21 protein-coding genes and 1 pseudogene are annotated in these 21,926 nt (G+C 63.8%); 2 read left to right on the forward strand and 20 right to left on the reverse strand.

The genetic code is table 11. The features are described 5' to 3' along the window. Positions 1 to 18: 18 nt before the first annotated feature. From OSH05_RS17570 to OSH05_RS17650, 17 genes and pseudogenes are all read right to left on the reverse strand, one after another. Positions 19 to 1,503 (reverse strand): xylulokinase, encoded by a 1,485-nt coding sequence (locus OSH05_RS17570; protein WP_104220986.1) that lies wholly within the window; start codon positions 1,501 to 1,503, stop codon positions 19 to 21. A 207-nt stretch (positions 1,504 to 1,710) separates the two neighbouring features. Then, positions 1,711 to 2,730 (reverse strand): LacI family DNA-binding transcriptional regulator, encoded by a 1,020-nt coding sequence (locus OSH05_RS17575; protein WP_266352755.1) that lies wholly within the window; start codon positions 2,728 to 2,730, stop codon positions 1,711 to 1,713. A 101-nt stretch (positions 2,731 to 2,831) separates the two neighbouring features. Continuing rightward, positions 2,832 to 3,146 (reverse strand): annotated as a pseudogene (locus OSH05_RS17580) (integrase core domain-containing protein); the annotation flags it as partial. Between the two features lie 166 nt (positions 3,147 to 3,312). Beyond that, positions 3,313 to 4,998, reverse strand: coding sequence for a D-lactate dehydrogenase (gene dld, locus OSH05_RS17585; RefSeq protein WP_323181464.1), 1,686 nt, complete (start codon positions 4,996 to 4,998; stop codon positions 3,313 to 3,315). An 11-nt stretch (positions 4,999 to 5,009) separates the two neighbouring features. Next, positions 5,010 to 5,903, reverse strand: a complete 894-nt coding sequence (locus tag OSH05_RS17590; RefSeq protein ID WP_104220983.1) for an amidohydrolase family protein — start codon at positions 5,901 to 5,903, stop codon at positions 5,010 to 5,012. Beyond that, positions 5,900 to 6,940 carry a LacI family DNA-binding transcriptional regulator gene (locus OSH05_RS17595; RefSeq protein ID WP_104220982.1) on the reverse strand — a complete coding sequence of 347 codons (1,041 nt, stop codon included), beginning with the start codon at positions 6,938 to 6,940 and terminating at the stop codon, positions 5,900 to 5,902. Before OSH05_RS17595 ends, OSH05_RS17590 begins: the two co-directional genes overlap by 4 nt. Then, positions 6,937 to 7,905, reverse strand: coding sequence for an ABC transporter permease (locus OSH05_RS17600; protein ID WP_104220981.1), 969 nt, complete (start codon positions 7,903 to 7,905; stop codon positions 6,937 to 6,939). Before OSH05_RS17600 ends, OSH05_RS17595 begins: the two co-directional genes overlap by 4 nt. Then, positions 7,892 to 9,424, reverse strand: a complete 1,533-nt coding sequence (locus OSH05_RS17605) for a sugar ABC transporter ATP-binding protein (protein WP_104220980.1) — start codon at positions 9,422 to 9,424, stop codon at positions 7,892 to 7,894. The genes OSH05_RS17600 and OSH05_RS17605 overlap by 14 nt, the downstream gene beginning before the upstream one ends. 5 nt (positions 9,425 to 9,429) lie before the next feature. Continuing rightward, complete coding sequence (locus OSH05_RS17610; protein WP_165801709.1) at positions 9,430 to 10,494, reverse strand: sugar ABC transporter substrate-binding protein; 1,065 nt, start codon at positions 10,492 to 10,494, stop codon at positions 9,430 to 9,432. Between the two features lie 47 nt (positions 10,495 to 10,541). Then, on the reverse strand, positions 10,542 to 11,360 hold the full coding sequence (locus tag OSH05_RS17615; RefSeq protein ID WP_104220978.1) for an NAD-dependent epimerase/dehydratase family protein: 819 nt from the start codon (positions 11,358 to 11,360) through the stop codon (positions 10,542 to 10,544). Positions 11,361 to 11,812: 452 nt separating this feature from the next. Beyond that, on the reverse strand, positions 11,813 to 13,048 hold the full coding sequence (locus tag OSH05_RS17620) for an ROK family transcriptional regulator (RefSeq protein ID WP_104220977.1): 1,236 nt from the start codon (positions 13,046 to 13,048) through the stop codon (positions 11,813 to 11,815). 14 nt (positions 13,049 to 13,062) lie between these two features. Beyond that, entirely contained in the window at positions 13,063 to 13,830 is a 768-nt protein-coding gene (locus OSH05_RS17625; protein ID WP_104220976.1) for an SDR family NAD(P)-dependent oxidoreductase, read from the reverse strand. Between the two features lie 10 nt (positions 13,831 to 13,840). Then, on the reverse strand, positions 13,841 to 14,677 hold the full coding sequence (locus OSH05_RS17630) for an ATP-binding cassette domain-containing protein (protein WP_104220975.1): 837 nt from the start codon (positions 14,675 to 14,677) through the stop codon (positions 13,841 to 13,843). After that, complete coding sequence (locus OSH05_RS17635; protein ID WP_104220974.1) at positions 14,674 to 15,729, reverse strand: ABC transporter permease; 1,056 nt, start codon at positions 15,727 to 15,729, stop codon at positions 14,674 to 14,676. Before OSH05_RS17635 ends, OSH05_RS17630 begins: the two co-directional genes overlap by 4 nt. Positions 15,730 to 15,732: 3 nt before the next feature. Further along, positions 15,733 to 16,716 carry a substrate-binding domain-containing protein gene (locus OSH05_RS17640; RefSeq protein WP_104220973.1) on the reverse strand — a complete coding sequence of 328 codons (984 nt, stop codon included), beginning with the start codon at positions 16,714 to 16,716 and terminating at the stop codon, positions 15,733 to 15,735. Positions 16,717 to 16,810: 94 nt separating this feature from the next. Next, positions 16,811 to 18,448 (reverse strand): FGGY-family carbohydrate kinase, encoded by a 1,638-nt coding sequence (locus OSH05_RS17645; protein ID WP_104220972.1) that lies wholly within the window; start codon positions 18,446 to 18,448, stop codon positions 16,811 to 16,813. Positions 18,449 to 18,623: 175 nt separating this feature from the next. Beyond that, complete coding sequence (locus OSH05_RS17650) at positions 18,624 to 18,833, reverse strand: hypothetical protein (protein WP_104220971.1); 210 nt, start codon at positions 18,831 to 18,833, stop codon at positions 18,624 to 18,626. A gap of 651 nt (positions 18,834 to 19,484) precedes the next feature. On the opposite strand from OSH05_RS17650, the gene OSH05_RS17655 reads away from it, so the two are divergent. Both OSH05_RS17655 and OSH05_RS17660 read left to right on the forward strand, forming a co-directional pair. Further along, positions 19,485 to 19,610 (forward strand): hypothetical protein, encoded by a 126-nt coding sequence (locus OSH05_RS17655; protein ID WP_266352689.1) that lies wholly within the window; start codon positions 19,485 to 19,487, stop codon positions 19,608 to 19,610. Positions 19,611 to 19,762: 152 nt separating this feature from the next. Next, positions 19,763 to 20,515, forward strand: coding sequence for a hypothetical protein (locus tag OSH05_RS17660; RefSeq protein WP_207778818.1), 753 nt, complete (start codon positions 19,763 to 19,765; stop codon positions 20,513 to 20,515). A 302-nt stretch (positions 20,516 to 20,817) separates the two neighbouring features. Here OSH05_RS17660 and OSH05_RS17665 read toward each other — a convergent pair whose 3' ends face one another. The 3 genes from OSH05_RS17665 to OSH05_RS17675 form a co-directional block, all read right to left on the reverse strand. Then, positions 20,818 to 20,997: a hypothetical protein gene (locus OSH05_RS17665; protein WP_266352691.1), complete on the reverse strand. Its 180-nt coding sequence runs from the start codon at positions 20,995 to 20,997 to the stop codon at positions 20,818 to 20,820. A 153-nt stretch (positions 20,998 to 21,150) separates the two neighbouring features. Further along, positions 21,151 to 21,363 (reverse strand): hypothetical protein, encoded by a 213-nt coding sequence (locus OSH05_RS17670; protein WP_266352693.1) that lies wholly within the window; start codon positions 21,361 to 21,363, stop codon positions 21,151 to 21,153. After that, positions 21,360 to 21,785 (reverse strand): autotransporter-associated beta strand repeat-containing protein, encoded by a 426-nt coding sequence (locus OSH05_RS17675; protein ID WP_165801708.1) that lies wholly within the window; start codon positions 21,783 to 21,785, stop codon positions 21,360 to 21,362. Before OSH05_RS17675 ends, OSH05_RS17670 begins: the two co-directional genes overlap by 4 nt. Positions 21,786 to 21,926: the final 141 nt, after the last annotated feature.

Consider the following 21,926-nt stretch of genomic DNA (forward strand, 5'->3'; position numbering starts at 1 on the left):
GCCCAGCGACCGGCAAATTCAGGCGTCGGCACTGATCTCGTGGTTGAGCGCGGTCAGCAGTTGCTTGGATCTCTGATACCGGCCGAAGAGCCGGTCGTAGGCGGCGGCCACGTCCTCGCGGGGCCGGATCGCCGGACCGAAGACAACGGCGCGGCGGACGGCGTCAGTCTCATCGGCGAACGCCCCTGCTCCGACGGCCGCCAGCAGGGCGGCGGCATAGGACGCATCGCCATGCACCGGGCGTCGCACCTCAATAGCGAAGACGTCGGCAATGATCTGCGCCCAGACCTCGCTGACCGCGCCGCCGCCGACGAGGCTCGCGCTGCCGATCGCCAGGCCCGCTGCGCGGAAGCGGCTCGCCGCGTCGCGCAGCGCAAAGGCGACGCCCTCATAGAAGGCGCGCACGAGATGGCCGCGCTCGTGCGACATCGTCAAACCTAGGAAATCCGCGCGGAGCGCGGGGTCCCAGTAGGGCGCCCGTTCGCCCTGCAAATAGGGATGAAACAGAAGCCCGTCGGCCCCCGGGGCGGTTGCGCCCGCCTCGAGATCGAGCTCATCGAAGGAAGCCGAAGCGGCGCCGCGACCGGCGATGATGCCCCGCAGCCATTTATGGGCGGATGCGCAGGAATTGATGGCGGCCAGCACATAGCCGCTCTGCGGGACGACGAAGCTCTTATAAGCGATGTCCGTCTGCAGATAGGGCCGATCGACCATGACGCTGACGACGCCGGCGGTCGCCAGCTTGATGACCGCGCTGCCAACATCGACGGCACCGGCAGCCCACACTTCAGCGGCCGTGTCGCAGGTGCCGACATAGACCGCGGTGCCGGCTCGAAGGCCGAAACGCCCGGCAGCAGCCGAATTGACCACACCCGCCTTGTCGGTGGGGTTGCGGATCTCGGGCAAGGTGGCGCGGTTCCAGCCGATGGCATCGCAGAGCTCGTCGGACCAGGTGAAATCCGCGCCATCGAGCATCAGCGTACCCTGCGCATCGATGCGGTCGGTGAGGAAATCGCCCGTGAGCTGGTGACGCAGATAGTCCTTCACGAACAGGACCTGCGCCGTCCGCCGCACCGCGTTGGGGTCGTTCTTGACCAGCCAGTGCAGCGGCGCGATCGACCAGGTCGGCGCCGCCTTGTTGTAGGCAATCGCGATTAGCCGCTCCTGCATGCGCTCGTTGAGCGCCGCCGCTTCCGTACCGGCCCGCTGATCGCTCCAGAGAATGGTGGGGCGAACAGGCTCGCCATGGGCGTCGAGCAGGACGCAGCTATGCGTTCCACCGGTAAAGGCGATGCCGTCAAGCTCGTGCAGGTCTGTCCACTCACCCAGGGTGAACAGGGCGGCCGACATGGCGCGCAGCCAATCCGACGGCCGCTGCTCGGCCCAGCCCGGCCGAGGCCGCAGCGTCTCGACCGGAGCCGACGCCTCCGCCAGCAGCGCGCCGTCGCGGTTGATGATCGTTGCCTTGAGGCTGCCGGCGCCGAGATCGATTCCAAGGAACATGCCTAGCGCACCCTGGCCATGGAACGGGGGGTGCCGAGGCGACGCGCACGCATCACCCCATGGCGCACCGTCGGCACGTGCGGCATCCCAAGATCAATCATCGCAATCCCCTCCCCCCGCAAGACCCATCGAAATCGCAGAAAATCGATTAGTCCAACGTTTTACTAACTTCCAAATAGAGGGTTGTCAGAATCGAGTCAAGCCGTCTCACAAGCGGATTGGGGCGGTGCTCTCGCGCTCGACGACCCGCCCCTCGGCGAAGGTCGTCGTGATGGCGGTACGGCGCTTTTCGAGAATATCGATCATACCTTTGGCAGCCGCCTCCCCCATGTCGACGAGCGGATAGGCGATCGTCGTCAGCGTCGGCGAAATGGCGCGTGCCAGCAGACCGTCATGAAATGCCATGACCGACACGTCGCCTGGGACGGCTACACCGCGCTTGCGAAGGACGCTGATCGCGCCTGCCGCCGCCAGCAGCGTGACGACGAAGACCGCGGTAAATCTCCCCTGGCAGCGGTCGAGCAGGCGCTCCATGGCTGCGGCACCCTGCTCGAAGGAATAGCCGGCGGGCTCGACAAGGTCGGGATCATAGACGATCCCAGACTTCTCCAGCGCATCGCGATAGCCCTGAAAACGCTCGCCGGCGTTGAAGCGTCCGATCTCACCGCTGAGATGCGCGATGCGTCGATGACCGATATCGATCAGGTAGCTTGTCGCAAGTTCGCCGCCGGCCCGCTCCGCCACCACGACGAAGTTGCCGAAACCCTCCGAACGCCGGTTCACCATGACCACCGGCACGCCAAGCGCGGTCAGTTCCGGCAGCTCGACCGCTTCGTTCTGCAAGGTCAGCACAAGAAGCCCTTCGACGCGGTGCTTCTCGACCAGCTGGCGATAGAGTTCGCGCTGCGGGCGACCTGGCTCCGCATTCACGACCAGCAGGGAATAGCCGGCAGCAAGGCAGGCGCTCTGGGCGCCCTCGACGATCTGGGCGTGTATCTGGTTTTGCAGGGAGGGAACGACGGCGCCCAGCGCATAGCTGCGCGATGCCTTGAGGCTTCGTCCGGCCGGATCCGGTCGATAGCCGAGCTCCTCGGCGGTCCGCTTGATAAGGGCGAGGTTCTCCGCCCGGATCGAGAGCGTCGGATCGTTCCGCAAGGCGCGCGAGATCGTCGATTTGTCGAAGCCGGTCCGCTCCGCAAGAACCCCCAGCGTCACCTTCGGCCCCACCAAGCTCAGACTCCCTCGACAATCGATTTACTCGCTGGGTGTAACATCAAGCTCGCGTCTTTTGACCCTTCGTCTACGAGAATTTATGCCCTGTCTGCCGGCTAGTTGTTCAGCCCCGGCATTTGATGGATTGGATCGAGCGTGAATCGTTCAGGCACTGAAGTCCAGCGCTTGCAGATGAACTCGTAGGGAGCGAGGCCCCTCAGGGGCTTCTGTCTCCGGCCAAAGTTGTAAGCGCTGACGACGTCTTCGAAGTGGCATTTGAGCCCATCATGGCTGTCGTAGTGATAGCGCTTGACGGCGGCATCCTTGATTGTCCGGTTCATCCGTTCGACCTGCCTGTTGGTCCATGGATGGTTGATCTTGGTAAAGCGGTGCTTGATGCCGTTCTCGCGGCAGCACATCGCGAACATGTGGATGATGTAGCGAGCCGTCGGACCGCTGGCGTAGCGCGGCGGGAAGTGGAAATGGATGCCGATGCGGTTCACCGGGGAGCGCCACGACGACGGCGACGGTCCGGCCCATAGCGGATCCTTCCAACCCTGCGAAAAGACTGCACCATCCAAAGCCGGGATCCAACACTTAGGCCCAGTCCTTGTGACGTGAGGTGAGTCCTATGCCCGGATTCATCGTATTCGTTGGGTCCAGCGACTGATAAAAGCCGGCCAGGTTCGGTCCCGCCTTGTAGAGATGACCGACATTGTGTTCCGAAGGGAACTCGATGTGGCGGCTGGCCGCGTGGGCGATGATCCGGTGCTCGATGTCCAGCCAGTCGACACCCTTCCTTACGGCATAGTCGTAGTGGAAGACTTGGCAGAAGAAGTGCCCGCAGGGGATCTTCTGCACGATCGCCGATTTCACACCGTCCGGCAGATTCTCGCGCCAGTCGAGCGTGTTGCGTGGCAGCGCCAGGTCCAGGGCGACGATATTCTCCACCGTGTCGCGATGCACCGCGCGATAGCGTACCGAGCCGCCGCCCACGGCGTAACGGTGGCGGAAGGCATCGGCGGCCTCCCGCTCGTCGCACTCAAAGTAGTCGCCGGTCCCCGAAGGAAATACGCCCGCAAGATAGGCTTGCGTCTCTTCAATGCCCCCGCCATCGACCCGGAGCAGGAGATGGTGTTCGAACCGGCCGGCGAAATCGTTCATTCGCGCAGGAAGATGCTCGGGCAGCGATCGGGTCAGGACCTGCAACAAGCGATCGGAGAGATTATCGCCCAGGCCCAGCCGGCTGGTCAGGGTGTCGAAGCGGCTCTTGAGGGAGAAGGCGAGCGGAATCCGGCTGGTCCCGGCGTATTTGATAAGCAGGAAGAGGTCCTTGCCATATTCGGCAGCCAGCTCATAGGCATCACGGTGCAAGTACTCTCCAGCGACAGGAAGATGATCGAATCCGCCGAGAATATCGCGTCGAATCTGGGTCAACTCGGCGTAGTCATTTGAGCCGATGTAGAACACTCTTGACGGACCGGAACTCGGAAAAGTGTCCAATCGGACCGCGAAGACGCAGAGCTTTCCGGCACAGCCGGATGCTTCGAACAATAGTCGTGGATCATTATTGTATCGCGCCGGAGATGGGGCATCGATATCGCGGATCAGGTGGCCATAGTCGGGGTCGGAAGCCAGAGCCGTGCCGTCCCGCAGGATATCGGCCTCCTCATAAGCGCCGCGATCCAGGCGCGTGAGGATCTCTTCCGCCCCGACGCCGAGCGCGATGCCGAGATGATTGACGAGGTGGGGCCGCCCGTCCTCGTCGACCCCTGCGAACAGGGCCAACTGCGTGAAGGCAGGACCACGCCGGATGAGCGCGCCGCCTGAATTGTTGCAGACCCCGCCGACGACCGAGGCACCGATGGTCGTCGAGCCGATCACGGAATGCGGCTCTCGACCGAGCGGGCGAATCTTGCGCTCAAGCTGATGCAGCGTCGCGCCGGCAAGACAGAGAACCTGTTCCCCGCCGCCGAGGAGATCGATGCGGTCGATGCGCATCGTGTTGATGATGACCACCCTGCGATCATATTGGCCCGATGGTGTCGAGCCGCCATTGAGCCCAGTGTTGGCAGCCTGGACGATGACGATGCAGTCCGCTTCGACGCAGGCGACGAAGACCCGCCATTGTTCGAGCAGGCTGCCCGGCCGAACGACGGCGAACGCCGGTCCCTCACCGTAGCGGTACCCTTTCCGGTAACGTCCGGTCCTTCGATCGCCGGTCAGAACGTTTGACTTGCCGACGATGGCACGCAGGCGGCCGACCAGAGGATCATCCATCATGCAACTCCCGGTCAGATCCGATAAAAGCGTTCTGCATTGCCAACGAACAGACGATTTCTCTCGTCTTCTGACAGATCCTCCGTCAATGCATCGAACGCATCCCAAATTAAATCATAGCTGGAAAACAACCGATCGACGGGGAAATTGCTTGCAAACATCGAACGATCGGATCCGAATATAGTTAGGGCATCCAGTACGAAAGGACGAATGCTCTCGATCGTCCAGCGATGGTCGAGCATGCCGAGCCCACTGATCTTGCAAACGACATTGTCGCAGGCGGCCAGCTGGCGCATCCCCTTACGCCAGGCCTCTATCCCCTCCACGGTGCGGTCATGCGGCATTCCCGTGTGGTTCAGGATGATCTGCGTCGAGGGGTAGCGGTTCGCCAGCCTCGCCGCATCCGCCATCTGAGGTTCATAAAGCTGCAGGTCGAAGGAGAGGTCGAATCGCTGCAGCAGGGCGAAATTGTCCAGCCAGGCCGAATCCCTGAGGAAGTCGCGGTCGGTGAATGTCAGGACCGGATCGGGATGGTGGTTGAGGATGTGCCGGATTCCTCGCAGATTGGGATATTGGGCATGGCCTTCGAGGATTGCCTGCGCGTCCGGATCTGCGAGGTTGCAATAAGCGACGATACCGTTCGGCATCCCGCCGGATGCCGGGTCGTCGGCGACCGATTGCAGCCATGCCGTTTCCCCCACCGGGTTGCCAGGTTCGAAGTCGGTCTGGATATGCACCGACTTTATCAACTCGTACCGGCTGCTTTCCGCGCGCAAGTCGGCGATCCGGTAGTTCCGGCGGATCGCCTCATAGGGTCCGAACACCGCCTGAACCGGCTCGTCGACCAGCCACGGATAGTAGTGGAGCCCGAGGTCCCAAAGATGATGGTGCGGGTCGACGATGATCAATCAGTCCTCCGGATGTGTCGCAGCGGCGCGGTGCTGTTTCGCACTACGAGCCCGCACTCGAAAATCTCGGTCGCGGGCTCCGTGCCAGCCGGAAGCCGGCCCTCGATGCGCGCGATCAGCCGATCGACGGCCGCCGAGGCGAGGCCCTCGATGTCAAAGCGCACGGTCGTGAGGGAGATCGCGGCGAGCGAAGAAAAGGACGTGTCGTCGAAGCCGACCACCGACAGATCCGCCGGCGCGCTCAATCCTCGACTGGAAAGCTCGTCCAGCGCGCCATAGGCCATAAGGTCCGAGGCGCAGAACAGTGCGGTCATATCGGGATGCCTGTCGAGCAAGACCGCACAGGCCTCGCCGCCGCCGGCACGGCTGAATTGCCCCGCCTCCACCAAGGTTGGATCAAAGGCAAGACCAGCGCCGGTCAGGGCGTCACGATAGCCCCGCAGCCGCTCCTCTCCGACGAAAGATGCGAGGCCTCGCAAATGGCCGATCTTGCGATGCCCATGCGCGATCAGCCAGGCGACCGCGTCACGCGCGCCGAGCACGTTGTTTGCCCCGAAATATTCTCCCGTCCATACGGGGTCGCGGTTCAGTATCTGGATGCAGGGCACACCGACGGCGAGGGCCCGCCGGCCGGAACCGCCGGTCGGATCGATCGACGAAAGCAGGATGCCCGCCACGCGATGATCGAGCGCCGTTTCGACTAGTTGCGCCTCGACGCGGGGATCGCGCCCCGAATTGGCCAGGACGATGGAATAGCCCTGACGCATCGCGGCCCGGCTGACGACATCCGCCACTTCGGCGTAGATCGGGTTCGTCACCGACGGAAAGATCAGCGCAATCAGCGTGGATTGGCTGGTCTTGAGCGATCGGGCCAGCATGTTGACGCGGTAGTTCAGTGCGACCGCACCCTTCAGCACGCGCTCCCGCATCTCGGGGCGCACATTCGGGCGGTCGTTTAGAACATTGGAAACGGTCTGCTCTGACACGCCGACGAGACGCGCGACATCGCGCAAGGTCGGCTTACGACTCTCCGTCACGGACGCGACCTTCTGCTGGAATAGCGGTCAATGGCGACCGCGAGCAGGATAATCGCCCCGATCACGACTTGGTGCCAGAAGGTGTTGACCTGCAGCAGCGTGAGCCCATTGCGAACCACGCCCATGACCAGCGCACCGATGACCGTCCCGACAAGGATCGCCCTCCCCCCCGAAAGCCGTGTACCACCGATCACGACGGCCGCAATGACATCCAGCTCATTACCCATGGCGGCTTCGGGCATCGCGGCCTCGAGGCGCGAGGTGAGCAGGATACCCGCGATCGCCGAGAACAGTCCGCAGAGCGCATAGACCGTAATGCGGGTACGGCCGAGCGGTACGCCGACCAGTGCCGCGGCGCGGGCATTTGAGCCAATCGCAATGATTCGTCTGCCGAATTCGGTCCTGTAGAGCAGGATGGCGCAGACGCCGAATAGGGCGATACCGATCAACACCGGCACCGGCAACGGGCCTATATAGCCTTGCGCCAGATACTGGAAGGCAGGCACGCGCAGGCCGAAGATCGGCACACCCTGCGAATAGACCATAATGAGCCCGCGGAGCACGCTCATCGTACCGAGCGTCACGATGAAGTCCGCCATTCCGAGTCCGGCGATCAGCAGGCCGTTGGTCAGGCCGATCAGCAAGCCGAACCCGAGGGCGGCCGGCACGGCAATCCCGGTGGGGACCCCGCCATCCAGCAGCGCCGCCACCAGCATGCCGGCGGCCGCCATGGTGGAGCCGACGGAGAGGTCAATTCCCCCCATGGCGATCACGAAGGTCATCGCCAGCGCGACGATCATGATGAAGACGGACTGGCGGGCGACGAGGACGAGGTTATCGAACGTCAGAAAATAGGGCGTCGCGAAAGAGAGGACCGCGCAGAGCAAGATGAAGGCAATGAAGATCCCGCCACCACGCGAGAAATCGAAACGGGCTTGCGGCTTGGCGGATTCAGAGAGCGACATGGGCAAGTCCTTCGGAATAACTGTACCGCGCAATGGCGGCTTCGCTGATTTCAGTGCCATCCAGCTCGGCTGCGACACGGCCGCGATAAAGCACGAGGACGCGATCGGCGATCCCTACGAGCTCGGCATTGTCCGACGAGACCAAGATCGCCGCGCCGCCGCTGGAGACGAATTTCCCGATCAGGCGGTAGACTTCCGCTCGGGCTCGCACGTCGATGCCTCGCGTCGGCTCCTCGAACAGGAGGATCTCCGGCGCGCGGCCAAACCAGCGCGCCAGCATGACCTTCTGCTGATTGCCGCCCGACAGTTCGCCGGCTTCCTGATCGGGACCGTTGTAGCGCAGGTCGAGACGCCCCAGTTCGGCGACCACGCTTCCGCGCTCCGCGCCTGGGCTTATGAGCCCTCCCCGCCGAAAGCGACCAAGCGCGGCGATCGAGGCGTTGAAGGCGATCGACTGATCGAGAAACAGCCCCTCGCTCTTGCGATCCGCCGGCAGGAATCCGAGTCCCGCCGTCATCGCCTCCCGCGGCTGGCGGGGAAGATTGGCCCTGCGGCCCCCGATCTCGATACGATCCGCCACAGCCGGAACCAGGCCAAAGAGCGCCCGCGCCACCTCGGCACGACCGGACCCCTCGAGGCCGGCCAGACCGAGAATTTCGCCGCGCGCGAGTCGCAGATCGAATGGCGGCCGCTGACCGACGCGCAGTCCGTCGATGACCAGGGCAGGATCCGTGCGCCGGGCCCCCGCGACCTTCGGATAATGTTCCTTGAGCTTGCCGCCAATCATAGCCTGGATGATGGCCTCCGGCCGCATGGCGTCCCGCGGCAGATCGTCGACGAGAACCCCGTCGCGCAGCACGATCGTGCGGTGCGCGACCGCGGCGATCTCGTCGAGATGATGCGAGCAGAAGATGATGGTCACGCCGGAGGCCGCCAGCTCGCGCATGACCTGGAAAAGCGTCTCGCGCTCGCGCCGCTCGAGCGCTGCGGTAGGCTCGTCGAGGATGACAAGGCGGGCCTCGTCGACCAGCGAGCGCGCGATCTCGACGATCTGCGCGTCCGCCAGTGACAATTCGCCGACGGGCCGGCGCACATCTATTGTTACGCCGAGCCGATCGATGACACGGCGCGCGGCCTGCGCCATCGCCTCGACATCGAGGAGGCCTGAAGGCCGCCGCAACGGCCGACCGAGGAAGAGGTTTTCCGCGACGCTCATGTCATGCAGAAGCGCGTGCTCCTGATAGACGATCGAGATGCCCGCCCGGCGCGCCGCTTCAGGCGATCCGAAGTGCCGCTCGTCGCCCTCGAAAGCAAGCAGGCCCGCGGTCGGCATTTCCGCGCCCGCAATGATCTTCATCAGGGTGCTCTTGCCGGCACCGTTCTCACCGATAAGGGCTAGAATCTGGCCTTTCGGGATGTCGAGGTCCACCGCATGGAGGACCTCGACCCGACCATAGCTCTTGGAAATGCCCCGGAGCGACAGGCACGGCCTCTCCGCTGCGGCGACGGTCCGGGACATGACACTCACTTCTTCACGAAGGTGTAGTTGGACGTATTGAACTTGCCGATCGTCGACTGGTCCCAGATGACAATCTCGGAGTTGATCACCTTCGGGACCATCTTGCCTTTGCCCAGATAGTCGTAGACGGCCATGACGAGGTTGTAGCCCATCTCCTTGGATGCCGTGTCGACGGTAGCCGCCATTTCGCCGCGCTTGATCGCTTCATAGGCATCGGGCGTGTTGTCGTAGCCGAGCACGGCGATCTTGTCCTGCAGCCCGCGTCCACGGATCGCAGCGAGCGCACCGAGCGCCATCTCGTCATACATGCCCCAGACGACGTCGATGCCGCCTGGATGGGCGGTCAGGAGGTTTTCCATGACCGACTGCGCACGGTCGCGGACCCAATCGCCCGGCTGGCTGGCAACGATCTTGATGTTCTGGTTGCCGCCGAGCCCATCCATGAAGCCAGCGAGGCGCTGCTGATTGTGGACGCCCGGCAGCCCCTCGATGATAACGAGATTGGTCGGCTTGCCGCCGAACTTCTCGGCAACATAGAGGCCCATGAGGCGGCCGGCCTCATACTGGTCATAGCCCACATTGGCGACATAGTACGGGTTCTCCGAGAGCGCGACCGGCATGTTGAACATGAAGATCGGGATGCCGGCCTGTGCGGCCTTCTCGTAGATGGGCACCATTGCCTTGTCGTTGGCCGTCGCGAGTGCGATCGCGTCGTAATGCTGGTTCACCCAGGTCTCGACGATGTTCATCTGCTCCGCGATGCCCGACTGGCCGGACGGGGCCTGGACGACGAGTTCGATCTTGTCCTCGCCGATGTCCTGGATGGCCTGCTTCGCCCCGGCAATCACGATATCGTATTGCGTGTTCATCGCCGTCGGGCTGAAGCCCAGCCGGATCTTGTGATCGAGCGTCTTCGGCGGCGGCTCCTGGCCGGTGCGGGGGAGCTCGGCGGCCTTCCCTCTCGAAGCCAGCATGCCATTGTCCGTCCGGTATTCCTGCGCCGCGAGCGGTGCCGCGGCCATCGCCAGCGCCGTCGCAAGGACGACTAATTTGGAACGATAAAAATTCACAGCGTTTCTCCCTCCATCCCGAACGCGGAGAACCCGCGCACGGCAATTCACCAATTGTCGCTGAACAGACGGCGCAGGCGCGCCCCTCCCTGGTCCCGCAGGCGGGCCAGCCCCTGCGTGAGCGTCACGCCGAGCGGCGAACGGATCCGATATTCGTCCTGCGGAACATAACCGAGCACGCGTTCCGTTTCGGAGATGTCCCAGCGCGAGCCGATCGTCCGGGACGTCACGTTCAGCGTCGCATAGCGCACGCCCGGAACCGTGATCGCCTTCTCCATGGCCTGACAGAAATCCCTGTCGCTTAGCCAGAGCATCTGGCCCCAGGTGCCGAGCTCCATTTCCGGGGACGGCCGGTTGCCACGCAGCCATTGATTATAGCCGATGCGCAGATTGATCACCGAAATCCCGGCGAGATCGGCCAGTTTCTTGCCATATCGCTCGCCGAACAGCTTGGCTGCGCCATAGGGATTGACCGGCAGCGGGGCAGTCTCGGACGTCAACCTGACGCCGTCGTCGAAGCGATATCCGCCGAGCACCCAATTCGAAGAGGCGAATACGATTCGCCCGACGCGATGATGGCGCGCGGCTTCATAGACGTTCAGCAGCAGGTCGACATTGAGGGGCAGGATCTTCGACCAGCCGGAATTCGGCAAGCGCTCCGCCGCGAGATGCACCACCACGTCGGCGCCCGCGAAGGTCTCGACCCATGCCTCGTCCCAGACACTCAGATCATAGGATCTTGCCGAATAGGGAGGCGCAGCCACCACATCCAGGCCCGTGACATCGAAGCGATCCACCTGCCGGGACAGATGGTCAAAGAGCTTGCGGCCGGTATTTCCGCCAGCGCCAGTGATTACGACACGCATGGTTCCTCCACGTTTTTAACGATAAAATGGCGAGCGCCCATCTGTCAATATCGATTGGGGTGGCCGCTATGTCGGATCTGCCGGGATGGCGCGGCCGATATCCATCTCGGCCATGGCCTGAGCCAACTATGCGGGCCACAATGCTTCATGCGGCCCGGCAAGGCGCCTTCCCGTTCGTGTCCCATAGCGTGGTGCAGCTTGGGGTGGCCATCGGCGATTGCCGGTCAGGGTTTGGGATGCGAACACAATCCTGACCGGAGATTCCCGATGCCCGACGAGGGCGACTGGCCCTGTCTCCGGATTGACCCGATCTATGCGAAGGTCCGCACGGCCGGACGGATCGTCTCCGTCGCGGTGATCGTCACAGCCCGCGGCAAGGGCGATGGCCGGAGCAATGTGGTGGGCATGGACATCCGCCGCTCGCAGCCACGCTCAATTCGCTGCGTTGCCGATCAGCGTTCCATGACCTCGGCCGTTCGGGCGTGTCGCATAATCGTTGCCTCGATCCGATCCGGGTGGAGACATGCATCGGTCACGAGTTGTGCCGCACCGAGCAAGCCACCGTCGTCGCCGGACCGGGCACGAACGATCGTGAGGGCCCGCGTCGCCAGCGGCAGGGAGCGCTCGAAGACCAGTTGCCTGACGCCGCCGAGCAGATGTTCATCGGCTCCGGACAGCGTGCCGCCGACCACGATGACGCTGGGATTGAGCACGCTGACCACATCCGCTGTCACTTCGCCGAGCACGCGGCCGGCGTCGCGGACGCGGCGTATCGCTTCGGGTTCGTTCTGATTGACGAGTCGGATGATATCGCGCGCATCTTCCGCCTCATATCCCAGCGCCCGGAGGTCTCGCGCCAAGGCCCAGCCGGCCGCGCGCGCCTCGACGCAGCCAAGCTTGCCGCATCGGCAAAGGGGCGGGTCGGCGGAATTGAGCTGGATATGGCCGATATCGCCGGCAGCGCCCTGGGCGCCGCGATAGATGTGGCCGTCGGTGATGATGCCGCTGCCGATGCCGGTACCCGCCTTGATGAAAAGCAGTTGCTGGACATCCGGCCAATAGCGCCGTGACTCCGCCAGCGTCATGAGATTGACGTCGTTCTCGACAAAGACCGGGGCGCCGATCTCCGCACCGAGCCAGGAACGAATGTCGAAATCGTCCCAGCCTATGAGGATCGATGGACCGAAGACCCGGCCGGCATGAAAATCAACCGGTGCGGGCAAACAAAGCCCGGCGCCGAGAACATCTCGCTTCGCTCGTCCTATCTTTTGAAGCAGTTCGGTAAACTGCGCTGCGATGAGTCGCAAAGCCGGAAGAGGCCCTTGGCGAAGGTCGATCGGCGTTGTCGTCTCGGCCAGGATGGTCGGATCCAGCGTCGTGACGGCGGTTCGAACCATTCTCTCGCCAACATCAGCGACGAGAACGAGAGCGAAGTCTGTCCTGAGCGTGAGCACGCGCGTCGGCCTGCCTCCACTCGGCATCGTATCTGACGTTTCATCGACGAATTGCGCCGCGATCAGCGATGCGAGACGTTGCGACACCGTCGTGCGCGACAGGCCGGACCGTTCGATGAGCGCCGTGCGCGACTGCGCCCGGCCGGCGGCGATCAGATGGAGCAGCGATCCGGCGCCGGCGGCGCCAACGCCATATTCCTTCCGACCAGTCCCGACCGTGTCCACGCGTTCCATCGTCACAAATTAGCCTACCAGAGGGTGTAGCCTCCATCGACGACGAAGACTGATCCCGTGACAAAGGAAGACGCGTCGCTCGCAAGAAGCAAGGCGATGGGCGCAATTTCTTCCGGCGTTGCATAGCGCTGCATCGGTACTTCGTCACGCCAATAATGACGATAGTCCTCGTACTCCGAACTCGCGATCTCCGTCTTCACATAGCCTGGCGCGATGGCGTTGACCCGGACACCCGAAGTTGCCCATTCCGCGGCGAGGGACCGGGTCAGGTGATGCACGGCCGCCTTGGAGATGCCGTAGGGCGAGTGCCATTGCGGGCGATTGATGATCAAGCCTGAGATCGACCCGATATTGATGATCGAGCCGATGCCTCGCTTCACCATCTGGTTGCCGACGACCTGACTGGCCTTCCAGACGCCGTCGAGATTGACGGCGAACAGGCGCTGCCAGTCTTCATCGCTCAGGGTCAGCGCGTCGGCGTGAAACCCAATGCCGGCATTGTTGACCAGAACATCGATCGGCCCAAGCTCGCGCGCCACCGTCTCGACCATGGCTTCGAGATCATCCCGGTTGGCGACATCGGCGTGAACTGCGATCGCCGGAACGCCGATGCGCTTCAACTCGGCGAGCGTCTCCTCGCTCTTAGCTTCGTCGCGCGCTGCAATCACCACCGACGACCCCGCCTCGGCAAGACCGATCGCGATGGCCCGGCCGATGCCGCGATTTCCGCCCGTCACGACCGAGATTTTGCCTCGCATCGAGAATCTGTCCAAGATCGTCATTGCTGTCTCCCTAGGCGTTCTGCTGCGGCGCCGCGTGGCGCCGTTCCGGCAAGATAAGTGCCGACTCGACGGCATCCGGTTCGAGGGCTCCGGTCATCACGGCCACCACATTGCTGCGCGATGTGGTTTTGGGACTGACGACGGCGGCGCGCCGGCCCAGCCGGTGAATGTGGATCCGATCGGCGATTTGGAACACGTCGGGCATGCTGTGGCTGATCAGGACGACGGACAGCCCCTGGTCGCGCACCCGCGTAATCAGATCCAGCACCTGGCCGGTCTCGCGCACGCCCAGCGCCGCCGTCGGCTCGTCGAGGATGACAACCTTCCGGCCCCAGGCGGCGGAGCGGGCGACGGCAACCGCCTGGCGCTGGCCGCCGGAAAGCGTCTCGACCTTCTGGTTGATGGACTGGACGTGGATCCCAAGGCTCTTCATCTGGTCGGTCGCCTGCTGGCGCATGCGGGGCTTGTCCAACTGGCGAAATAGAAGACCGCGGATACCCGGTCGGCGAAGCTCGCGGCCGAGAAACAGGTTCTGCGCAATGTTGAGCTGGGTGGCGACCGCGAGTTCCTGATAGACGGTCTCGATGCCAGCCAGGCGCGCGCTGAGCGGGTTGGTGAAGTGGACCTGCTCCCCGTCGAGATAAACCGCGCCGCTATCGGGCACGATCGCGCCAGTAAGCGCCTTGATCAGGCTCGATTTACCGGCGCCATTGTCGCCGACGACGGCGAGGATTTCGCCTTGTGCGAGCTCGAAATCGGCGTCGTCCAGCGCGATGACATGGCCATAGTGCTTGGTCAGGCCCTCCGCCCGCATCACGAGGTTCGCGGCTGCCAGATCGGTCGTCATGTCCGCTGCCCCCGGCGCAGATATTGATCGGCGCCCACCGCGAGGATCACGAGAAAGCCGGTTGCGATCTGCTGGTAGAGAGAATCGATGCCCGCCTGTGTCAGGCCGTTCTTGAGCACCACGACGATCAGCGCGCCGATGAAGGTGCCGAACACGCCGCCCCGGCCGCCAAAGAGGCTGGTGCCGCCAATCACCACCGCCGTTATCGAATCGAGATTGGCGATCTGGTAGCCGCTGGGATCGGCGATCGGCGTGCGACCCAGCGCCTGCCAGGCAGCGAAGGCGTAGAACACGCCCGCAACTGCGTAGACGCTGAAGACGATGCCGTTGACATTCACGCCATTGAGCCGCGCGGCCGATGGCGAATTGCCGATGGCGTAGAGACGCACGCCCCACGCCGTCTGATGCAGCGCATAGGCAAGAAGCAGCGTCAGCACCACCCAGAGAAGGCTGCCATAGGTGATGTCCAGATTGCCGATGGATGGACCCGAGCCGAGGATCGTCACCAGATCTGAATTGATCGGGAAGCTGCGCGACTGACTGTAGAGCCGCGCGCCAGCCGTGAGGATCGTGAACATGCCGAGCGTCGCGATGAAAGGCGGCAGGCGGAAGCGGGTGACGATCAGCCCGTTCACGGAGGCCGCGGCAACGCAGACAACCAAGCCCAGCAGCATCGCAACCAGGGGGTCGCCGCCGCCTGCCAGATAGCTGCCGGCGACGACGGTGCCGAGGACCATGATCGCCCCATTGGCGAGATCGATGCCCGACACGAGAATGATGAGGGTCTGGCCGAGCGCCAGCGTTCCCACGACGACGGATTGCTGAACGATCAGCGATAGATTGCCGGGGTTGAGAAAGGTCGAGGTGGTCACCGAGAAGACGATGAGGATCACGACCAGCGCCAGCAGCGGACCTGCGATCGGGAAGGCGGCAAGGGCGGCGATCCAGCGTCCGGAACTCGGCTTTGGTTTGTCGGCGGGGGATATCCCCGCCGACGCGCCGGCCAAACCCGCCTGGCCGGGGTCGCTGCGCGTCCGGTCAGACGTGGTCATGTCCTACTCTCCCCAGCAGTTGGCCAGGCCCCACTTCGAGTCCTTCGACTCGATCCCATCGACCGGCTTGTCGGTGATGAGCACGGTGCCCGAATTATTGACGCCGCTTGGCTTCGCCCCGCCATTGACGGCAGTGACGATCGCATCGACCGCCAGTTGGCCCATATTGGACGGGAATTGCATCACCGTCGCGCCGATCGTGCCGTCGGCGACGCTACGCACGCCCGAACAGCTGCCATCGATCGAAGTCAGAATGATGGGGGTCTTCGATTTTTTGGTAGCCAGGAAGGCGCCCTGGGCCGCCGGTTCGTTGATCGTGTAGACGGCATTGATATCCGGATGGGCGGAAAGCAGGTTCTCCATCGAGGACTGGCCCGTCTCGACATTGGCCTGAGTAAGCGCCGAGCCGGCGATCTCGGGCGAGCTTTCGGTCAGGCCGAAGCCTTTCAGGAAGCCGTCATGCCGGGCCTTGGCGGTCTTGTCTGAGAGGTCGTAGTCCAGCAGCGCGACACGCGCGGGCGTTGCACCGAGACTGGCCTTGGCCCATTTGCCGATCAATTCGCCGGCGGCGAGATTGTCGGTTTCGAACGAGGCGTCGGCGGCATCGGCCGGCTCGAGCGAGGTGTTCGTCGTGACGACGATGATGCCAGCATCCCGCGCCTTCTTCACGACCTTCAGCAGCGCCGACGCATTGGCCGGGTCGAGCACGATGCCCTTGACGCCGCGGTTGATCATGTTCTCGATCGCGGCGACCTGGGTCGCCGAGTCGCCGGCAACGCTGGACTCAGCCGTCATCGTTTCGAGGCCGTGCTTCTTGGCCGCGTCGACGCCGGCTTGCTGCAGCTTGCCGAAGAATGGATTGGAGAGCTGCTGCTCCACAATGCCGATGAGGAATTTCGTGTCTTCGGCATGCACCATGGTGGCGGATGCCATCAGGACTGCGCCAATGGCGAGGGACCGTGCGGTCCCATTCTTGAATTTAGACATTCTGTCTCCTCCTGGACGGTCGTCCTTCGAACGACCTGCTGGTTGGCTTCACGGCACTCGGCACGCGCCTTGGCGTTGCCTGTTGCTCCCTTGCTCAGTTGCGACCGATGGCGGTCCGTGCGGTCTCGGCCCTCCCGGCCGCCGCAGTTCCTGAAATGGTTGTGGGTTCGACGACCCCGGCGCCAAGCTGGCTCAGCGTCTGGCGAACGGTCCGGCTGGCAGCGAGATCACGATATTGCCGGTACAAGACCTCATAGATTGCCGCGCGCCGGGCATCGGGTTCGAAGCGGTCATAGGCTCGCGCGCCGAAGCGCGCCGATCCCTCTGGGAAATCGGCGACGACGCCGGCCGCAACTGCGCCATGGATGGCGGCACCGACTGCGGTCGGATTCAGAATATCGGGCACGAGGATTTCAGTGGCCTGCACGTCGGCCATGATCTGCAGGAGCAGAGGGTTACGCCGTGTCAGTCCGCTCGTCAGCACGACCCGGTCCACGGCGAGGTTACCAGCTCGAAAATGATCGACGATCGAGCGGGCTCCAAAGCACAGTGCTTCCAGAAGCGCCCGGTAGATGTGTGTCGACGTCGTATGAAGACCGAAGCCCGCAATGAGTCCTGAAAGTGCCGAATCTGCGTAGGGAACGCGGTTTCCACTCCACCAGTCGAGAGCCAGCAGCCGGCTGTCGCCGGGTTGCAGCATGGCAGCGGCGGCGTCATAGAGGCGGAAACTTTCGCTGCGCTCCTCCGCGCGCGGAAAGGCACTGACGAACCAGGCCAGCACGTCGCCAAAGCCGGCCTGCCCCGCCTCATAGCACCACAGATCCGGCAGGGCCGCGCCATGGGCGACGCCCTCGATGCCAAATGGCAGCGGGCGATCCGTATCCGCGAGGAGCAGATAGGCCGCGGATGTGCCCAGAGCCCCGACCAGGGTTCCCGGGCTGACGCCGCCGACCGCCGGCAGCACGACGTGGGAATCAATCACCGCGACGGCGACGGCGGGTTCGCCCAGTATTCCTGTGCGGGCCTGCCAGGCTGCGTTCAGCCGGCCCGCAGAGGATCCCACCGGCAGCGGCGCCGACAGACGTTCCAAAAGGCCGGGGACGGTGTCGGACGGATACCCGCTACCTGCCGAGAACTGGGCCTTGTAGGCCGCGAAATCGAGGCTACGCGCCTCGACGCCCGTCAATTGCCAAACGAGCCAATCACCCGCCTCGATGAATCGATCGGCTTCACGCCAGATAATCGGTGCCTCGGCCTGGATCTGCGCTGCCTTGGCGAGCAGCCACTCGCCGGACACCTTGCCGCCGAAATTGTCCAGGAACGCGCCACCGCCGCGATTGATGGATGCGGCATAAGGCTGGGCCGCCGCGTGCTTCCAGAGTTTGACATAGGAATGCGGATCGCTCGGATAGAGGGCCGAAAGCGCCGTCCCATCGGCACGTGCCGGCAACGGCGAACTGGCCGTAAAGCCAAGACCGATCCCGGCGATTCTCCGGCCGGAACCAAGGGCCGCAAGGATGACCTCCGCAGCCTCGACATAGTCAGCAGCGTCCTGGAGCGCGAACCCTCTGGGTAGGCCTGTGCCATCTGGAAGCGCGGCGGTCATGACGCCGTGGCGATAGGGGAATGCGTGACTGGCGATCTGACTGCCATCGGCGACATCGAGCAGCACGCCGCGCGCTGACTCCGTGCCGAAATCCAGCCCTATCAGAAAGCTCTCCGCCCCAACCATGCCGCTTCCATGCCCTTCGGTGCGACGCCTTTAAGGCTCTTTGAGCCCGGCGCGCATTGTTGCTGGCATTAGTAACCTCACATATGAGCATAAGTAAACTTAGTTATGCGTGATTTCTGACTTAATTCGTCTTGCCGAGGAAACAGCGTCGCCAAGGCCCGTGACACCCTCGCTTTCACGCCAGATTGCCGGAGCGATTTCGAGCGAAGGGAACGACGGATCGCGCGAGGGAAGCGCTGCAGCGGGCATCGAGCGTCTTGTGCTCGACCGGCCGCTCCAGTTCCTGGCGTCGCCGTCCGAGGCTTGCGATCGGGAAGCCCGATGTCGCTTCCGCCACCGATCCGGACTGCTGCAGCCCCTGCGCGGTGGCGATCCGCCCAGTCACGTCGCCTTCGACGCTGATCGCGCAGGACGCGGCAACGACGCTATCGGAACGAGCCGCTCAGACGAGCTCGCTTTCCGCCGTAGATCCTCCGCTCCTGCGGGACGGGACGCAGTGTCCGGAAGACGTTCGCTTTGCGGACGCCGGTTCAACGTGGCAGCAATTGGACCTTCTCGTTCGGCAACCCGTCGTCGTCGATGTCGAAATCTGGATCCAGGATGGTCCTGCCCTGTTCGCCGACGAAGGCCGGCTGCGCCTGATCGATTCGCTCGGCTTTTGCTGCTTGGCATAGGCCAGCAGTGGGCGCTCGAGGTCGGCGAGAATGTCGGGATGCTCTGCCGCGCCGTTAGCCGTCTCTCCGGGATCCTTGGCGAGATCGTACAACTCGGTCTTGCCTGGCAGGAGCGCGACCTGGTCAGCTTCCAGTCGCCCTTTCGGATCGCCCCCCCGGAAAGGCCTCGACATTGAACGCGCCCCTGCCGAAAGCGTCCGCGCCGGCGAGCCCTCCGGGGTGATTCCAACATCGGCCTGCCGCTCGGCCACGCGACTGACCGGGCGATGGCCGCTATGTCGGCGGCGGCCTACAGATGCAGACCGACATCGCCATCAGCCCGGCAAGCGATGTCTGAGCGATTGACAACTGGCGAGACATTCATGGCTGCTTCGGCGATCCCGATGTGGCTCTATCGACGCGCTGCGGCGGCCAGGGGGGCGGTATTCTTCGGTATGGCCAAGTCGGTCCAAGCGCCGCAGATTGGTCCGGCGCAGTCCTACCAGTGATTCTGGTCTGTTTCTGCCGCGCCGCCTTGGGAGCTATGCTCCGAGGCCGGATTCCGGGAGGGAGTCAAATGATCGCACGGTCCTTTTACTTGCCGCGTCGCCTCGCAGGCGCTTGCATCGCTCTGGCAGTCCTGAGTTTCGCGAGCGCTCCGGTGCAGGCAGCCGATGATACGGAAGCGCTTGCCAAGGCGGCACAGAATCCTGTCGCCGACATGATCAGCCTGCCGTTCCAGTTCAACACCAATTTCGGCACGGGGCCCTATGACGGCACGCAGGAGATCCTCAACGTCCAGCCCGTGATCCCGTTCAACCTGTCGCCGGACTGGAACCTCATCACGCGCATTATCGCCCCGCTCGTCGAGCAACCAAAGCTCTATCCGGGTGACAACGTCACCTATGGCCTTGGCGACATTACGCCGACGCTCTTCCTTTCCCCGGCCACCAGCGGCAAATTCATCTGGGGCGCGGGGCCCGTCTTCATGTTGCCGACAGCGACGTCACCAGAACTCGGTTCCGGCAAATGGGGCATAGGACCGTCTGCGGTTGGCCTCGTCATGGACGGGCATTGGGTCTATGGCGCACTGGTCAACAATATCTGGTCCTTCGCCGGCGATTCGAGCCGGGAGAACGTGAACCAGATGACGTTGCAGCCCTTCGTGAACTACAATTTCAGCGAAGGCTGGTATCTGACCTCCTCCCCGCTCGTGACCGCGAACTGGGAGGCGGACAACGACAATCGCTGGACGCTACCGATCGGCGGCGGCTTCGGCAGGGTCTTCCAGATCGGCAAGCAGCCGATCAATGCCCAGCTCAGCGCCTACTACAACGCTATAGCACCCGATAGCTTCGGATCGGAATGGCAGCTCCGATTCAACGTCCAGTTCCTGTTTCCGGACAAGAAATAGGTCCTTGGGCCAGGCGACGGCCGGGAGCCTGGCCGGAGCGCCTCGTGCTTGGCCGGCCGGATCGAGCCCAACGCCTTCCGCGCCGTTGCGACCCGCGGGCCGACATGTCGCCGCGCTCGGCCGAGCCATCATGCTCGAACATTGATGTCAACGCCTCGAACAGGAGGTCGAGATCGGCCTGCCCGAAGCTGTCGACTGGGCTGCGATCGCCGACCCATCCGGTGACGACCATCTTCTGCATGGTCGGTCGGACGGCCTCAGAAATCATGGCGAAACCAATGGGTCTTGGCATCCCGACCGAATTACATGTGGCCGTCGCGGCGTCGATCGGCGGCCTGATCGAAGGTCAAAATGGCGCCGGACAGGATCGCCGCATCGCCGGCGAAGCGCTCCGCAGCCGTCATGAGCCCTCCGGCTGCGATCGTCCAGCCGAGCGCGGAGGTGCCGCCCAGCGTCAGATCGTCGGTGCCGCACTTGACCATCACGCCGTTCGTGCCGCCAAGGCCAGCGATATCGCCCGCGAAGCTCGCATCGGCCGCCTGGTCGAACTCGACCGTCCCCGGATTGGCGATGTTGCCAAGGACAAGATCGGTGTTTCCGATCAGCGTTCCGGTCTCGACCTGCGTGCCGCCGGATTAGCTGTCGGTACCCGTCAGGATCAGCGTGCCGAGGCCGTTCTTCACGAGGGTCGACGCCCCGGTGAGTTCAAACGCGATGGTCGCAGTCATGCTGGCGCCCGCCGCCGAGCCGGCACCGACGCGGATTATAGTCGTCCCGCCGGCATCCTGCAGCGCAACGGAATCGCCTTCGACACGGTAGCCGTCGGCGGCAAACTGCATCCCGGTCACGCCGATCGCGCCGGCGCCGTGCCGCCGATGTAGCCGTCGACCCCGGACAAGGTGAGCGTGCCGGCGCCCTGCTTCGCCAGCTCGCCGCCGCTGACGACGCCGGTCAGGCCGAGCGTGGTGCTGAAGGCGACATCGAAGACGCGCATGGCCGTCAAGGTGACGCCGCGCACCGAGGCGATGTCGCCGGTCGTGGACAGCGCTCCGCCATTGAAGATCAAGCCGCCCGCCACCGCGCCGAGATTGGCGTCGGACGACACCTGAAGCGTGCCGCCGTCGATCCGCGCGCCGCCGGAATAGGTGTTGGTGCCGGACAGCACCAGAGGGCCGCTTCCGGTCTTGGCAAGCCGCGCCGACGCGCTACCGTCGGCGATCACCGAGCTGATGCTGGCGCTGACACCGCTGTCCGTCGAAACGACGGCCACAGTGCCCTCGCCGCTCCTCTTTGGAATCTCGGCCCGCCACCGAGTTATCTCCGTCGCCACGATATGGGATGGCGTGAGCGACGTTCTCCGAGAACTGCCTCGCCCCCATTCCTCCAAGAAGCATCTTGACTCGGACCGCGA

The sequence above is a fragment of the Kaistia algarum genome, from assembly GCF_026343945.1.
GTDB lineage: Bacteria > Pseudomonadota > Alphaproteobacteria > Rhizobiales > Kaistiaceae > Kaistia > Kaistia algarum.